This is a genomic window from Streptomyces pristinaespiralis (genome assembly GCF_001278075.1).
Classification (GTDB): Bacteria; Actinomycetota; Actinomycetes; order Streptomycetales; family Streptomycetaceae; genus Streptomyces; species Streptomyces pristinaespiralis.
Map to the genome: position 1 here is coordinate 6,380,420 of NZ_CP011340.1, position 15,425 is coordinate 6,395,844.

The 15,425-nt window shown below is 72.2% G+C and carries 11 protein-coding genes; 7 read left to right on the plus strand and 4 right to left on the minus strand.

What is annotated here, in order from left to right:
* Positions 1 to 38: 38 nt before the first annotated feature.
* On the minus strand, positions 39 to 1,337 hold the full coding sequence (locus SPRI_RS27220; RefSeq protein WP_409350947.1) for an ADP-ribosylglycohydrolase family protein: 1,299 nt from the start codon (positions 1,335 to 1,337) through the stop codon (positions 39 to 41).
* A gap of 425 nt (positions 1,338 to 1,762) precedes the next feature.
* Positions 1,763 to 2,812 carry an ADP-ribosylglycohydrolase family protein gene (locus tag SPRI_RS27225; RefSeq protein ID WP_005318794.1) on the minus strand — a complete coding sequence of 350 codons (1,050 nt, stop codon included), beginning with the start codon at positions 2,810 to 2,812 and terminating at the stop codon, positions 1,763 to 1,765.
* 228 nt (positions 2,813 to 3,040) lie between these two features.
* On the opposite strand from SPRI_RS27225, the gene SPRI_RS27230 reads away from it, so the two are divergent.
* The 5 genes from SPRI_RS27230 to SPRI_RS27250 all read left to right on the plus strand — a co-directional run bounded on the left by SPRI_RS27230 (position 3,041) and on the right by SPRI_RS27250 (position 11,738).
* On the plus strand, positions 3,041 to 3,769 hold the full coding sequence (locus SPRI_RS27230) for a VIT1/CCC1 transporter family protein (protein WP_005318796.1): 729 nt from the start codon (positions 3,041 to 3,043) through the stop codon (positions 3,767 to 3,769).
* Positions 3,770 to 4,177: 408 nt separating this feature from the next.
* The gene (gltB, locus tag SPRI_RS27235) at positions 4,178 to 8,764 is read left to right on the plus strand and encodes a glutamate synthase large subunit (protein WP_037774956.1); all 4,587 of its coding nucleotides are present in this window, start codon (positions 4,178 to 4,180) and stop codon (positions 8,762 to 8,764) included.
* A complete protein-coding gene (locus tag SPRI_RS27240; RefSeq protein WP_005318800.1) occupies positions 8,757 to 10,217 on the plus strand; it encodes a glutamate synthase subunit beta in 1,461 nt (486 codons plus the stop codon). The genes gltB and SPRI_RS27240 overlap by 8 nt, the downstream gene beginning before the upstream one ends.
* 258 nt (positions 10,218 to 10,475) lie before the next feature.
* The gene (locus SPRI_RS27245; protein ID WP_005318802.1) at positions 10,476 to 11,192 is read left to right on the plus strand and encodes a vWA domain-containing protein; all 717 of its coding nucleotides are present in this window, start codon (positions 10,476 to 10,478) and stop codon (positions 11,190 to 11,192) included.
* A gap of 72 nt (positions 11,193 to 11,264) precedes the next feature.
* Positions 11,265 to 11,738: a pyridoxamine 5'-phosphate oxidase family protein gene (locus SPRI_RS27250; RefSeq protein WP_037774958.1), complete on the plus strand. Its 474-nt coding sequence runs from the start codon at positions 11,265 to 11,267 to the stop codon at positions 11,736 to 11,738.
* Between the two features lie 13 nt (positions 11,739 to 11,751).
* On the opposite strand, the gene SPRI_RS27255 is transcribed toward SPRI_RS27250, so the two are convergent.
* Positions 11,752 to 12,783 carry an acyl-CoA dehydrogenase family protein gene (locus SPRI_RS27255; protein WP_053557419.1) on the minus strand — a complete coding sequence of 344 codons (1,032 nt, stop codon included), beginning with the start codon at positions 12,781 to 12,783 and terminating at the stop codon, positions 11,752 to 11,754.
* On the minus strand, positions 12,783 to 13,928 hold the full coding sequence (locus tag SPRI_RS27260; RefSeq protein WP_005318808.1) for an acyl-CoA dehydrogenase family protein: 1,146 nt from the start codon (positions 13,926 to 13,928) through the stop codon (positions 12,783 to 12,785). Before SPRI_RS27260 ends, SPRI_RS27255 begins: the two co-directional genes overlap by 1 nt.
* A gap of 45 nt (positions 13,929 to 13,973) precedes the next feature.
* On the opposite strand from SPRI_RS27260, the gene SPRI_RS27265 reads away from it, so the two are divergent.
* Entirely contained in the window at positions 13,974 to 14,783 is an 810-nt protein-coding gene (locus SPRI_RS27265; RefSeq protein WP_053557420.1) for an SDR family oxidoreductase, read from the plus strand.
* A gap of 15 nt (positions 14,784 to 14,798) precedes the next feature.
* A complete protein-coding gene (locus SPRI_RS27270; protein WP_005318810.1) occupies positions 14,799 to 15,413 on the plus strand; it encodes a TetR/AcrR family transcriptional regulator in 615 nt (204 codons plus the stop codon).
* Positions 15,414 to 15,425: the final 12 nt, after the last annotated feature.

The window sequence follows — 15,425 nt, forward strand, 5'->3', positions numbered from 1 at the left end:
ACCTCGCTCCGGGGTTTCGGCCACCCGCCGGGATTCGGCTACCCGGCGGGCAGGGCGGCACCCGGCGGCAGCCCTCCCTGCGGACGGAGCGCCGTTTCGAGGAGGGCGGCGAGCTCGACGAGGTCCGTCCCCGCGAGACGGGGCAGAGCGCAGCCCGCCAGGGTGCGGCAGGCGTCCCGCCAGGTGGCGGGCACGGAACGGCCGCCGCCGAGCGCTCCGGTCAGTGCGCCCGCGAGGGCGGGCGCCGAGTCGGCGACGCGGGACAGGCACGCGGCCGAGGGCACCGCCTCGGCGACCTTGCCGCGCGCGGCGACCGCGACGGCGAGGGCGACCGGCACGGTCTCCGCGGCGGCGATGCCGTAGCTGTAGACGTGGTCGACGATCTGGTGCTCGAGCAGCGGCACCAGCTCGAAGGCGCACGACGCGTGGCGGGCGAGCCCGACCGCGTGATGCGCGTTGCGGCCGATCTCCGTCGCCTCAGGGAGCTGGACGAGGGCCGCGTCGACGGCTGCGTCCACGTCCGCGCCGCCGAGCGCGGCGGCGACGGCGGCGGCCATGGCCCGGGCGCCGTGGACCCCGTCACCGTCCTGCGTGTACCGGGCGTCGAACTCGGCCAGCCGGGCCGCGGCCGCCGGATCACCCGGGTGGACGACGGCGAGCACGGCCGCCCGCACACAGGCCGCGTCGTCGAAGTAGTGCGGGTTGTCGTGGCCGGTGGCGGGAGGGCGCAGGCCGGTTGCCAGGTTGCCGAGCCCCGCGCGCACGGAGATACGGGCGCGCAGCGGGAGCACGGCGGACTCGACCTCGGGAGCGCGCTCGGCCGCCGCGGCGACCTGGCCGGCGAGCGTGTTCCACGCGACGTCGATCGCGGCCCGCATACGGCGCTCCGGGGTGAGGCCGCGGAACAGCTGACCTGCGGCGGTGAGCACGGTCCCGGCGGCGAACGCCGCCCACTCGGCGTCGTCGGACGGGCCGAGCCGGAGCGGTTCGGGCGGCTGGTTGAGCGCGATGGGGACGGGCAGGGTGGTCGTGGCGTTCTGCTCGGCGAAGGTGTCGAGCTCGCGGGTCAGACGCCGGGTCCACTCGGGCATCCGGGCGGCCCGGTGCCGTGCGGCCGGCCACCCGGCGGCGTCACCGGCGGCGAGTCCCAGCAGGAGGCCCTCGATCCGGCGTGGCCCGTCCGGCGCGGGGTACTCCGGCCGGCGGACCGGACGCCCGCCGGGTCGGGTGTGCTTGGGTGCCGGCGTGCCGAGGGAGGTACCGCGCGTGTGGCCCGTCTCGCCCGAGGGCCGGATGCCGAGGGCGGCCGGAGCGTGCGCGGCGGGCGCCGTCACCAAGGCGTGGGCCGCCGCGGCAGGCGGGCGGCCGGTCGCGGTGCCGTGCACGAGAACCACGTCGCTTCTGCGCACCCGGCTCGCGTTTCCGGCAGCGTCCGGCGCCCGGGCGGTGGGGGTGTCGTGGATGTGGACCGGGCCGGCGCTGTCGCGGGTCGGGTTCAGGTTTTCGGCGGTGTCCGGAGGCCGGGCGGTCGAGCCGCCGTGGACATGGACCAGGTCGGCGGCGTCCGGGGGCCCGGCGGGCGGGGTGTCGTGCACGTGGGCCAGGCCCGAGGCGTCCAGGGCCGGGCTCGCGTTTCCGGCGGCGCCCGGAGGCCGGGCGGGCGGGGCGTCGTGGACATGGACCAAGCCGGAGGTGTCCCGGCTGGCGCTTCCGCCGGCGGACGCCGGCCCGGCCGTCGTGGGGTCGGGGTCCGGGCCGGGCGTCATGCCGGGCCGTCCGAGGCGTCCGAGGCATTCGCGTCGTCCGCGTCGTCCGGGGTCAGCAGATCGGCGATGTCCAGGACGTGGTACCCCCGCATGGACGGGAGGCAGCTGCCGCGCACCGGGCCGATCGCCGACGCCCATTCCGGGGGGATCGCCGAGGAACCGGACACCGAGCCCGCCAGTGCACCCGCGACCGCCGCCGTGGTGTCGGCGTCACGGCCCATGTTGACCGCGGTCAGCACCGACGCGCGGAAGTCGCCCCGTGCCGCCGCGAACGCGCCGAACGCGAGACCGACCGCCTCGGGGGCCAGGTCCGTCCACGGGTAGCCGCCGATCACGACCGCCGAGCGGACCGCGCGCTCCATGGACAGGGCGTCGGGGTAGGTCCGTCCGGCCGCGACGACCGCCCGCCGCATGGAGCGGGCCGTCCAGGAGTCCATGGGGACGACGGACAGCGCCGCGCCGATGACCCCCGCCGGTCCCGCGCCGCCCATGGCCGCCGCGACACCCGCCGCCACCGCCCGGCCCCCGTAGATCCCCTCGCCGTCGTGGCTGACGCTTCCGTCGATGGCCACCAGCCGTGCCGCTTCCGAGGGGCGGCCGGCGGCGAAGACGCCGAAGGGGGCGGCCCGCATCGCGAGACCGTCGCTCCACGCGTGCCGGTGCTGGGCGGAGATGGGGGCCGCGAGGCCCCTGCGGAGGTTCTCCAGGGTGCCGCGCTCGCTGAACCCCGCCCCGCGGAACGGCCCTTCGTCCAGGTCCGCGATCCACTCGTGCCACGCGGCCTCGACATGGGCGACGGTCAGGGCGGAGCCGTGGCGGGCCAGCAGCAGACCGGAGAAGATCGCGTACTCGGTGTCGTCGGTGCCTGCCGGGTCGTCGCTCACGAAACCCTCGATGCGGCCCCAGCGGCCGCGGATCTCGGAGGGCCGCAGGTTCTCGGCCGGGGCCCCGAGCGCGTCGCCGACCGCGAGGCCGAGGAGCGCTCCGCGGGCCCGGTCGAGCAGGGCGGCGGTGGAACCGGAGCCGGACGCTTCCAGCACTTCCATGAAGGTCCCCTTCGCGCGCGCGAGCCTTGTTCCTCGATCTGTGCCACGAGCCGCCCGCGATGAGTCGGAGAAACGTTTCTGTCACCCGCTTCGCCCAGCGTTCAGGCCGGTGTCCCGCCCAAGTAAGTAAAGCCTGCCTTGCTGGTATGCCCCTTACATTCGGCGTATCTTCGAGGACGTCGAGGGGGGTGTGGCCGATCGGGCCGCTGCCCGAGGAAGGGGAGAGCCGTGTCCATCATCGAGACCGAGGCGACGCTGCACGAGGCGCACCGTGACAACCACACGCACCGTGATGTGAACGGTGGTTGGCTGCGTCCGGCCGTGTTCGGGGCGATGGACGGACTGGTCTCCAACCTCGCGCTGATGACCGGTGTCGCCGGTGGGGCGGTCTCCCAGCAGACCGTCGTCATCGCGGGACTGGCCGGACTCGCCGCGGGCGCCTTCTCCATGGCGGCCGGCGAGTACACCTCCGTCGCCTCCCAGCGTGAACTGGTCCAGGCCGAACTGGACGTGGAACGCAGGGAGTTGCGCAAGCATCCGGTCGACGAGATGGAAGAGCTGGCCGCCCTGTACGTGGCCCGCGGTGTGCAGCCGGCGCTCGCCCGCGAAGTGGCGATGCAGCTGTCCAAGGACCCCGAGCAGGCCCTCGAGATCCACGCCCGCGAGGAGCTGGGCATCGACCCGGACGACCTGCCCTCGCCGCTCGTCGCCGCCGTGTCCTCGTTCGGTTCGTTCGCGCTGGGAGCACTGCTGCCGGTGCTGCCGTACCTCCTGGGGGCGAGCACGATGTGGCCCGCGGTGATGCTGGCGCTTCTCGGCCTGTTCGCGTGCGGCGCGCTGGTGGCGAAGGTCACGGCCCGCAGCTGGTGGTTCAGCGGTGTGCGCCAGCTCGCCCTCGGTGGCACGGCGGCGGCGCTCACGTACGGCCTGGGCACGCTCATCGGGACCGCCGTCTGACCCGCCCCGCTCCGCCTCGTCACCGCACCGGCTCCCGTGGGGAGCCGGTGCGTTCGCGTTTCCGGCCCGCGTCCCGCACCCTGTGACGTAGGTCCTGCCGCGAAGGCGCCCAGGGGTGAGACACTATGCAAGGCGCAACATAAGTAGCCGGTACTCGGTGGTTTCGAAACCGCAATCCCCGGGCATTAGCCGAAAACGCTGTGGGCAATGAGGCCTGCTCTGCGAGAGTCCTCCGGATGTCGATCTGTCCGTTGTGACCCACCTTCACCGCCAGGGGCGGTGTCCGCATGCTGGAATGAGCTATCCGCTTCTCGAGAAGCCCTCCATCATGTAACCTGCACGAAATTTCGCGGAGGGCCAACGTCGTCCCTCGGCACTGCACATGCCACGACGACGACGGGAGAGCCGATGCGTTCCGACGCCTGGTCGCCCATGGACGGTCGCCCCGCCCCCCAGGGGATGTACGACCCCCGTAACGAACACGACGCCTGCGGTGTCGGGTTCGTGGCCACCCTCACCGGTGTTGCCAGCCATGAGCTGGTCGAGCAGGCGCTGACCGTTCTCCGGAACCTCGAGCACCGCGGCGCCACCGGCTCCGAGCCCGACTCCGGCGACGGCGCGGGCATCCTGCTCCAGGTCCCGGACGCCTTCCTGCGCGAGGTCACCGCGTTCGAGCTGCCTAAGGCCGGCTCGTACGCCGTCGGAATCGCCTTCCTCCCGGCCGACGCGGAGGACAACGAGGCCGCCGTCTCGAGGATCGAGACGATCGCCGGCGAAGAGGGCCTCACCGTCCTCGGCTGGCGTGAGGTCCCCGTCACTCCCGACCTGCTCGGCAACGGCGCCCGCGCCACCATGCCCGCCTTCCGTCAGCTCTTCGTGGGCGACGGCAGCAGCGAGGGCATCGCGCTGGACCGCAAGGCGTTCGTGCTGCGCAAGCGCGCCGAGCGCGAGGCCGGCGTCTACTTCCCGTCGCTCTCCGCGCGCACCATCGTCTACAAGGGCATGCTGACCACCGGCCAGCTGGAGCCCTTCTTCCCGGACCTGTCCGACCGGCGCTTCGCCACGGCCGTGGCGCTCGTCCACTCGCGGTTCTCCACGAACACGTTCCCGAGCTGGCCGCTGGCCCACCCGTACCGCTTCGTCGCGCACAACGGCGAGATCAACACGGTCAAGGGCAACCGCAACTGGATGCGCGCCCGTGAGTCGCAGCTCGCCTCCAAGCTGTTCAACTCCGGCGCCGGCAAGATCGACCGGATCTTCCCCGTCTGCACCCCGGACGCCTCCGACTCCGCCTCCTTCGACGAGGTCCTGGAGCTGCTCCACCTCGGCGGCCGTTCGCTGCCGCACTCGGTGCTGATGATGGTCCCCGAGGCGTGGGAGAACCACGACTCCATGGACCCCGCCCGGCGCGCCTTCTACCAGTACCACTCCACGATGATGGAGCCCTGGGACGGTCCCGCCTGCGTGACCTTCACCGACGGCGTCCAGGTCGGCGCGGTCCTCGACCGCAACGGTCTGCGCCCCGGCCGCTACTGGGTCACCGACGACGGCCTCGTCGTCCTCTCCTCCGAGGTGGGCGTCCTCGACATCGACCCGTCCAAGGTCGTCCGCAAGGGCCGCCTGCAGCCCGGCAAGATGTTCCTCGTCGACACCGCCGAGCACCGCATCATCGAGGACGACGAGATCAAGTCCGCCCTCGCCGCCGAGCACCCCTACCAGGAGTGGCTGGAGGCCGGTGAGATCGAGCTCGAGGACCTCCCCGAGCGCGAGCACATCGTCCACACGCACGCCTCCGTCACGCGCCGCCAGCAGACCTTCGGCTACACGGAGGAAGAGCTGCGCGTCATCCTCGCGCCGATGGCCCGCACCGGTGGCGAGCCGCTCGGCTCGATGGGCACCGACTCGCCGATCGCGGCCCTCTCCGAGCGCCCGCGGCTGCTCTTCGACTACTTCACCCAGCTGTTCGCGCAGGTCACCAACCCGCCGCTGGACGCCATCCGCGAGGAGCTCGTCACCTCGCTGCACTCCTCGCTGGGCCCCCAGGGCAACCTGCTGGAGCCGACCGCGGCGTCCTGCCGCAGCGTCACGCTGCCCTTCCCGGTGATCGACAACGACGAGCTGGCCAAGCTCATCCACATCAACGCCGACGGCGACATGCCGGGCATGAAGGCGGCCACCCTGGCCGGCCTCTACCGGGTCTCCGGCGGCGGCGACGCGCTCGCGGCCCGTATCGAGGCGATCTGCGGCGAGGTCGACGCGGCCATAGAGGACGGCGCCCGCCTGATCGTCCTCTCCGACCGGCACTCCGACGCCGAGCACGCGCCCATCCCGTCGCTGCTGCTCACCTCCGCCGTCCACCACCACCTCATCCGCACCAAGCAGCGCACCCAGGTGGGCCTGCTGGTCGAGGCCGGTGACGTCCGCGAGGTCCACCACGTCGCCCTGCTCATCGGCTACGGCGCCGCCGCGGTCAACCCCTACCTCGCGATGGAGTCCGTCGAGGACCTGGTCCGCGCCGGCACCTTCATCGAGGGCCTCGAGCCCGAGCAGGCCATCCGCAACCTGATCTACGCCCTCGGCAAGGGCGTCCTCAAGGTCATGTCCAAGATGGGCATCTCCACGGTCGCCTCCTACCGCGGCGCGCAGGTCTTCGAGGCCGTCGGTCTCGACGAGGCCTTCGTCGACAAGTACTTCAACGGCACCGCCACCAAGATCGGCGGCGCCGGACTCGACATCGTCGCCAAGGAGGTCGCCGCCCGGCACGCCAAGGCCTACCCGGCCTCCGGCATCGCCGCCACGCACCGCGCCCTGGACATCGGCGGCGAGTACCAGTGGCGCCGCGAGGGCGAACCGCACCTCTTCGACCCGGAGACGGTCTTCCGCCTGCAGCACGCCACGCGCAACAAGCGGTACGACATCTTCAAGAAGTACACGGACCGGGTGAACGAGCAGTCCGAGCGGCTGATGACGCTGCGCGGCCTGTTCGCCCTGAAGGCCGCCGACGGCACCGCGGGACGCGAGCCGGTCTCCATCGACGAGGTCGAGCCCGTCTCCGAGATCGTCAAGCGCTTCTCCACCGGCGCCATGTCGTACGGCTCCATCTCCAAGGAGGCGCACGAGACCCTCGCCATCGCCATGAACCAGCTGGGCGGCAAGTCCAACACCGGTGAGGGCGGCGAGGACCCGGAGCGCCTGTACGACCCGGAGCGGCGTTCGTCGATCAAGCAGGTCGCCTCCGGCCGTTTCGGCGTGACGAGCGAGTACCTGGTCAACGCCGACGACATCCAGATCAAGATGGCCCAGGGCGCCAAGCCCGGCGAGGGCGGCCAGCTGCCCGGCCACAAGGTCTACCCCTGGGTCGCCAAGACCCGGCACTCCACCCCGGGCGTCGGCCTGATCTCCCCGCCCCCGCACCACGACATCTACTCCATCGAGGACCTGGCTCAGCTGATCCACGACCTCAAGAACGCCAACCCGGCCGCCCGCATCCATGTGAAGCTGGTCTCCGAGGTCGGCGTCGGCACGGTCGCCGCCGGTGTCTCCAAGGCCCACGCGGACGTCGTCCTGATCTCCGGCCACGACGGTGGTACGGGCGCCTCCCCGCTGACCTCCCTGAAGCACGCGGGCGGCCCCTGGGAGCTCGGCCTCGCCGAGACCCAGCAGACCCTGCTGCTCAACGGCCTGCGCGACCGGATCGTCGTCCAGACCGACGGCCAGCTCAAGACCGGCCGCGACGTCGTCATCGCCGCGCTGCTCGGCGCCGAGGAGTTCGGTTTCGCGACCGCGCCGCTCGTCGTCTCCGGCTGCGTCATGATGCGCGTCTGCCACCTGGACACCTGCCCGGTCGGCATCGCCACCCAGAACCCGGTCCTGCGCGAGCGGTTCTCCGGCAAGGCCGAGTTCGTCGTGAACTTCTTCGAGTTCATCGCGCAGGAGGTCCGTGAGATCCTCGCCGAGCTGGGCTTCCGCAGCATCGAGGAGGCCGTCGGCCACGCCGAACTGCTCGACACCGACCGGGCCGTCGACCACTGGAAGGCACAGGGACTCGACCTCGCGCCGCTGTTCCACGTGCCCGAGCTGCCCGACGGCGCGGTGCGCCACCAGGTCACCGAGCAGGACCACGGACTGGAGAAGGCCCTCGACAACGAGCTCATCGAGCTCGCCGCGGAGGCGCTGAACGCCGCCACCGCAGAGGACGCCCAGCCGGTCCGCGGCCAGGTCGCCATCCGGAACATCAACCGGACCGTGGGCACCATGCTCGGCCACGAGGTGACGAAGAGGTTCGGCGGCGCGGGCCTGCCCGACGACACCATCGACATCACCTTCACCGGCTCCGCCGGCCAGTCCTTCGGCGCGTTCGTGCCGCGCGGCATCACGCTGCGTCTCGAGGGCGACGCCAACGACTACGTCGGCAAGGGCCTCTCCGGCGGCCGTGTGATCGTCCGCCCCGACCGGGGCGCCGACCACCTGGCCGAGTACTCGACCATCGCCGGCAACACCATCGCCTACGGCGCCACCGGCGGCGAGCTGTTCCTGCGCGGCCGGACCGGCGAGCGCTTCTGCGTCCGCAACTCCGGTGCGCTGGTGGTCTCCGAGGGCGTGGGCGACCACGGCTGCGAGTACATGACCGGCGGACACGCGGTCGTCCTCGGCGAGACGGGCCGCAACTTCGCGGCCGGCATGTCCGGTGGCATCGCCTACGTGATCGACCTCGACCGGGACAACGTCAACTCCGGCAACCTCGGCGCGATCGAAGCTCTGGACGAGAGTGACAAGCAGTGGCTGCACGACGTCGTGCGCCGCCACTTCGAGGAGACCGGCTCGACCGTCGCCGAGAAGCTTCTCGCCGACTGGTCCGTGAACGTGGACCGCTTCAGCAAGATCATCCCGACCACGTACAAGGCAGTGCTCGCCGCCAAGGACGCCGCTGAGCTCGCCGGTCTCTCCGAGCAGGAGACCACCGAGAAGATGATGGAGGCGGCGACCAATGGCTGACCCCAAGGGCTTCCTGACCACCGGGCGCGAGGTCGCCGAGACCCGCCCCGTCGAGGAACGCGTCAAGGACTGGAACGAGGTCTACGTCCCCGGCTCCCTGCTGCCGATCATCAGCAAGCAGGCCGGCCGCTGCATGGACTGCGGCATCCCGTTCTGCCACAACGGCTGCCCGCTCGGGAACCTGATCCCCGAGTGGAACGACTACGCCTACCGCGAGGACTGGGCCGCCGCCTCCGAGCGGCTGCACGCCACCAACAACTTCCCGGAGTTCACCGGCCGTCTGTGCCCGGCGCCCTGTGAAGCGGCGTGCGTGCTCGGCATCAACCAGCCCGCCGTCACCATCAAGAACGTCGAAGTCTCCATCATCGACAAGGCGTGGGACTCCGGCGACGTCACCCCGCAGCCGCCCGAGCGACTGTCCGGCAAGACCGTCGCCGTCATCGGCTCCGGCCCGGCCGGTCTCGCCGCCGCGCAGCAGCTGACCCGGGCCGGCCACACGGTCGTCGTGTACGAGCGCGCCGACCGCATCGGCGGACTGCTGCGGTACGGCATCCCCGAGTTCAAGATGGAGAAGGTGCACATCAACCGCCGCATCGAGCAGATGCGCGCGGAGGGCACCAAGTTCCGCACCGAGGTGGAGATCGGCACCGACATGCTGGCCGACGCGCTGCGCCGCCGCTACGACGCGGTCGTCGTCGCGGCCGGAGCGACCGTCTCCCGCGACCTGCCCGTGCCGGGCCGCGAGCTGAACGGCATCCACTTCGCCATGGAGTACCTGCCGCTCGCCAACAAGGTGCAGGAGGGCGACTTCGTCGCGCCCCCCATCACCGCGGAAGGCAAGCACGTCGTCGTCATCGGCGGCGGCGACACCGGCGCGGACTGCGTGGGCACCGCCCACCGGCAGGGCGCGGCGTCCGTCACCCAGCTGGAGATCATGCCGCGTCCGGGCGACGAGCGGAACGCCAACCAGCCGTGGCCGACGTTCCCGATGCTCTACAAGGTCACCTCCGCGCACGAGGAGGGCGGCGAGCGGGTCTACTCCGTCTCCACCACCCACTTCGAGGGCGACGAGGACGGCAACGTCCAGGCGCTGCACCTCGTCGAGGTGGAGTTCAAGGACGGCAAGCTGGAGCAGAAGCCCGGCACCGAGCGCAGCATCCCGGCGCAGCTGGTCACCCTGGCGATGGGCTTCACCGGCATCGACCGGGCCAACGGCATGGTCGAGCAGTTCGGCCTCGAGCTCGACGAGCGCGGCAACGTGGCGCGTGACGCGGACTTCGCGACGAACGTCGACGGCGTCTTCGTCGCGGGCGACGCCGGCCGTGGCCAGTCGCTCATCGTGTGGGCGATCGCCGAGGGCCGCTCGGCGGCGCGCGGCGTGGACCGCTACCTGACGGGTGCGAGTGCGCTGCCGGCGCCGATCCGCCCGACGGACCGGGCGCTGACGGTCTGACCGTCGCGCGTCCCCTCTATACGTCCCGTACAACGGCGTGCGGAACTGAACACGGCGCCTGCCATGTCCCCGACCGGACCGGCAGGCGCCGTGGCGCGTGCGCGGGGCTGGGCGACGCCTGCGGCGGGCTGTTCCCCTACCCGCCCCTTCCCGAAACCGGGGCCTGGGGCGCGGAGGTTCGGGGCCGGAGCCCCCGGGTGCGGAAAGGGGCGGGATATCGTCGGACCGGTCGCACGGTCCGACGAACGGAGTCCCCGCATGCCCGTCAGCCTCGAGAAGCTCGAGCAGCGCGCCCCCGCGCTCGTCAGCCTCTACAAGACCGCGGGCGTCTCGCTCCAGAAGCACGGTCTGCACGGGCAGCGCGCCGCCGTCTATCTCGTGGTCGACTACTCGGGCTCGATGAAGGACTACTACAAGGACGGCAGCGTCCAGGCCCTCGCCGACCGGGTCCTCGGACTCTCGGCCAACCTCGACGACGACGGCACCGTGCCCGTCGTGTTCTTCTCGACCGACGTCGACGCAGTCACCGACATCGCGCTGGAGAACCACCACGGCCGGATAGACGAGATCGTCTCCGGGCTCGGGCACATGGGAAAGACCAGCTACCACCTGGCGATGGACGCCGTCATCGACCACTACCTGGACAGCGGTTCGACCGATCCGGCCCTGGTCGTCTTCCAGACCGACGGCGGGCCGATCAACAAGCCGGCCGCGGAGCGCTACCTCTGCAAGGCCGCGAAACTTCCGCTGTTCTGGCAGTTCATCGGCTTCGGCAACAAGCGCAGCTCGCAGTTCGACTTCCTGCGCAAGCTCGACGAGCTCGCCGTCCCCGCCAAGCGTCCCGTCGACAACGCGGGGTTCTTCCACGCGGGGCTCGACCCGCGGCAGGTCCCGGACGCGGAGCTGTACGACCGGATGGTGGCCGAGTTCCCGCAGTGGCTGGCGGCCGCCCGCGCCCAGGGCATCGTCCGATGAGGTCCAAAAGCGAGGCTCGGACGCCGGGAAAGCCGGACAGAGGCTGACTGCATTGCGGTGTTCGATGGAGTCATGACGCATTCCACCTGGGCCGCCTTCCGGGCGGCGGAGCCCGAATTCGCCGGATCCGTACAGCACCGCTTCGAGCGGTACCGGCATCACGTCCTGGCGACCCTGCGCAAGGACGGTTCGCCGCGGTTGACGGGGCTGGAGGTCAATTTCCGCTTCGGTGAGCTGTGGCTCGGCATGATGCTCGGCTCCCGCAAGGCGCAGGACCTCCAGCGCGACCCGCGGTTCGCGCTGCACGCGAACCCGGGCGCCGACGACTCGATGGACGGTGGCGACGTGCGGATCTCGGGGCGCGCCATCGAGGTCACGGAGCCGGCGGAGAAGGCACGTTTCACCCAGGAGGTGAAGCCGCCGGAGCCGTATCACCTGTTCCGGGTCGAGCTGACCGAGGTGGTGCGGACGTCCGTCGAGGGTGACGAACTGGTCGTACGGCACTGGGGTCCGGGCGGGCCGGTCCGCACCCGGCGGCGCCGGTGACGCCCGCCGGGCCTCAGGCGAGTACCTGGGCCCGGCACCACGACGGCGTGCCCCAGGCGTCGCGCAGCGGGCGGGCCTTGCGGAGCCAGAGGGAGAGGTCGAGCTCCTCGGTGTAGCCGACGGCGCCGTGGAGCTGGAGCGCGGTGCGCGCCGCGGCGTACGCCGCCTCGCCCGCGGTCACTTTGGCGGCGGCGATGTCGGCGCGGGCGCCCGTGAGCGCCGCGCCGTACAGCAGCGGCCGGGCGAACTCGAGCGCGAGGAGGGTGTCCGCGAGGCGGTGCTTGACCGCCTGGAACGAGCCGACGGGGACGCCGAACTGGGTGCGCTGCCGGACGTACGCGACCGTCCGGTCGAGCAGCGCGAGCCCGACGCCGAGCGACTGGGCGGCGGTGGCGAGCGCGGCGATGCCGACGGCGTGCGCGACGGCCCCCGCCACCTGAGGGCCCTCGGCGAGCACCTCGCCGCCCGGGGCGGGACGCGCCCGCCCGCGTACCGGGTCGTTCGACACGCGCAGCGGTCCGTGCCCGGGCGCCGCACGCAGGACGGCGTCCCCGGACGGGGCCGGTCCCCGCCGCGCACGGGCCGGAGCGTCGCGCCGGGCCGGGTCTGCGACCAGGAGCAGGTCCGCCGCGTCCGGGTCCACGGCGTACGGCCCCACCGCTGTCACCGCCAGCGTTGCCATGTCCTCTCCCGACGCCAGCCGCGGCAGCAGACGCTTCGCGGCCGCAGCGTCGCCGGTCTCGGCCAGCCGTGTGAGCAGCGCCGCCGCCGCGACCGTCTCGACCAGCGGACCCGGCACCGCGTGGCGCCCCAGTTCCACGAAGGCGACGGCCAGTTCCACCGGCAGCGTCCCGGCGCCCTCGTACCGCTCGGGCACGGCCAGCGCGAACACCCCCGCCCCGGCGACGCGTGACCAGATCGCACGGCCCGGCGCCCGGTCCCCGGCAGCCCAGGCCCGCGCCGCGGAGGGCGTGTCGCAGGCCGTGAGCATCGCGTCGAGCGAGCGGGCGAACTGCCGTTGCTCGGCGGTGGGCTGAAGGCGCATCAGAGGCGGCCCTTCGGCAGGCCGAGCAGCCGCTCGGCGATGATGTCCCGCTGGATCTCGTTCGTACCGGCGTACACCGTGCCCGCCAGTGCGAAGACATAGCCCTCGGCCCACTCGGTGTCCGCCGACTCCCCGTCGGCGCCCAGTAGTTCGAGCGCCGTCTCATGGAGCGCGATGTCGTACTCGGACCAGAAGACCTTGTTCAGGCTCGACTCCGCGCCCGCCGCCGACCCCTCCGCGAGGCGCGCCGCACCCGCCCAGGTGAACAGCTGGTAGGCGCGGGCGCCGATGGCCGCGTCGGCCACCCGGTCGCGCAGCGCCGTGTCACCGGGGTCCGCCGTGGCCCGCCACAGCCGTACGAGCCGGTCCGCAGAGGCGAGGAACCGGCCCGGTGAGCGCAGCGTCAGGCCCCGTTCGTCGCCCGTCGTGGACATCGCGATCCGCCATCCCTGGCCCGGCTCACCGATCACGTCCTCGTCCGGGACGAACACGTCGTCGAGGAACAGTTCGGCGAACGCCGGCCTGCCGTCGAGCCTGGCGACGGGGCGCACCGTCACACCCGGGGCCCGCAGGTCGAACATCAGATAGGTCAGGCCGTGGTGCGGCCGCCGCGTGACGGGATCGCTGCGGAAGATCCCGAAGGCCCGGTCGGCGAACGCCGCCCTGGAGGACCATGCCTTCTGCCCGCGCAGCAGCCAGCCGCCGTCGGTCCGTACGGCACGCGAGGTCAGCGAGGCGAGGTCCGAGCCGGCCTCCGGCTCCGACCAGGCCTGTGCCCAGACCACCTCGCCCCTCGCCATCGGCGGCAGTGTCCGGGCGCGCTGCTCCTGCGTGCCGTGCTCGAAGAGGGTCGGCGCGAGGAGGCTGATGCCGTTCTGCGAGACCCGGCCGGGGGCGCCGGCCGCCCAGTACTCCTCCTCGAAGACCAGCCACTGCTCGAGGTCCGCGCCCCGCCCGCCGTACCGCTCGGGCCAGGAGACCACCGACCACCGGTCCGCCGCGAGGCGCGCTTCCCAGGCGCGGTGCGCGGCGAAGCCCTCCGCCGTCTCCAGGGACGGCAGCGGTGCGGCGGGGACGTGCTCGGCGAGCCAGGCACGGGCCTTGGCGCGTAACGCCTCTGCGGCCGGGGACGGGTCGAGGTCCATCGCCACTCCTTCCCTAACAAGTGTTTGGTAGGTTAACGTGCCGACGTGACCGACAACAGGGCCACCGACGACAGGACCCGGGAGCGGTACGTACCCGGCCACGGGCTCCTCGACGGCCGCACCGCCGTCATCACCGCCGCCGCGGGCACCGGCATCGGCGGCGCCACCGCGAGGCGCTTCCTGGAGGAGGGCGCCCGCGTCCTGCTCTCCGACGCCCACGCCCGCCGCCTCGCGGACACACACGCCGAGCTCGCCGCCGGGTTCGGTGCGGACGCCGTGACCTCCCTGCCCTGCGACGTGACGGACGAGAACCAGGTCCGGACCCTCTTCGACGCCGCGGCCGACCAGCACGGCGGCCTCGACATCGTCGTCAACAACGCCGGCCTCGGCGGCACCGCGGACCTCGTCGACATGAGCGACGAGGACTGGTCACGCGTCCTCGACGTCACCCTCACCGGCACGTTCCGCTGCACCCGCGCCGCGCTCCGGGCCTTCCGCGCCGCACGCCGCGGCGGGATCGTCGTCAACAACGCCTCCGTCGCCGGCTGGCGCGCCCAGGCCGGGCAGGCCCACTACGCCGCCGCCAAGGCCGGCGTCATGGCCCTCACCCGGTGCGCGGCGCTCGAGGCGGCCGAGTACGGCGTACGGGTCAACGCCGTCGCCCCCAGCCTCGCCATGCACCCCCACCTCGTGAAGGTCACCTCGGCCGAACTGCTCGGGGAACTCACCGCACGCGAGGCGTTCGGCCGGTACGCGGAGCCCTGGGAGGTCGCCAACGTGATCGTCTTCCTGGCCAGTGCCTACTCCTCGTACCTGACCGGCGAGGTGGTCTCCGTCAGCAGCAGGCACCCGTAGGAGAACAATGGACAGGTGCCTACGAAGAAGCAGAAGCAGGTGAGCGCCGCCCCGCCCGAGCGGCGCCGGGAACTCCTCGCCACCGCAGCGGAGGTCTTCGCCGCCCAGGGCTACAACGCCACGACCGTCCGCAAGATCGCCGACGCCGCCGGGATGCTGGCCGGAAGCCTCTACTACCACTTCGATTCCAAGGAATCGATGCTCGACGAGATCCTCTCCACCTTCCTCGACGAGCTCTGGGCCGGCTACGACACCGTCCTCGCCGCCGGGCTCGGCCCGCGCGAGACGATCGAGGCGCTCGTCACCGAATCGTTCAGGGAGATCGACCGGCACCGCGACGCCGTCGCCATCTACCAGAAGGAGTCCCGGCACCTGGCCGTCCAGCCGCGCTTCCGGTACCTCGCCGACTCACAGGTCAAGTTCGAGAAGGCCTGGCTCGGCACGCTCGAGCGCGGTGTCGCGGAACAGGCCTTCCGGGCCGACCTCGACGTCCGGCTCACCTACCGGTTCGTCCGCGACACGGTATGGGTCGCCGCCTCCTGGTACCGGCCCGGCGGCCTGCACAGCCCCGAGGAGATCGCCCGCCAGTACCTGTCGATGGTCCTGGACGGAATCGCGCTGCGCAGGTGACGCGACGCCACC

What these genes read in the sequence shown, in the direction of transcription:
- SPRI_RS27245 (WP_005318802.1), top strand. Translation starts at nt 10,476, where the DNA reads ATGCCCGTCAGCCTCGAGAAGCTCGAGCAGCGCGCCCCCGCGCTCGTC.
- SPRI_RS27255 (WP_053557419.1), bottom strand. Translation starts at nt 12,783, where the DNA reads ATGCGCCTTCAGCCCACCGCCGAGCAACGGCAGTTCGCCCGCTCGCTC.
- SPRI_RS27260 (WP_005318808.1), bottom strand. Translation starts at nt 13,928, where the DNA reads ATGGACCTCGACCCGTCCCCGGCCGCAGAGGCGTTACGCGCCAAGGCC.
- SPRI_RS27250 (WP_037774958.1), top strand. Translation starts at nt 11,265, where the DNA reads ATGACGCATTCCACCTGGGCCGCCTTCCGGGCGGCGGAGCCCGAATTC.
- SPRI_RS27240 (WP_005318800.1), top strand. Translation starts at nt 8,757, where the DNA reads ATGGCTGACCCCAAGGGCTTCCTGACCACCGGGCGCGAGGTCGCCGAG.
- SPRI_RS27225 (WP_005318794.1), bottom strand. Translation starts at nt 2,812, where the DNA reads ATGGAAGTGCTGGAAGCGTCCGGCTCCGGTTCCACCGCCGCCCTGCTC.
- gltB (WP_037774956.1), top strand. Translation starts at nt 4,178, where the DNA reads ATGCGTTCCGACGCCTGGTCGCCCATGGACGGTCGCCCCGCCCCCCAG.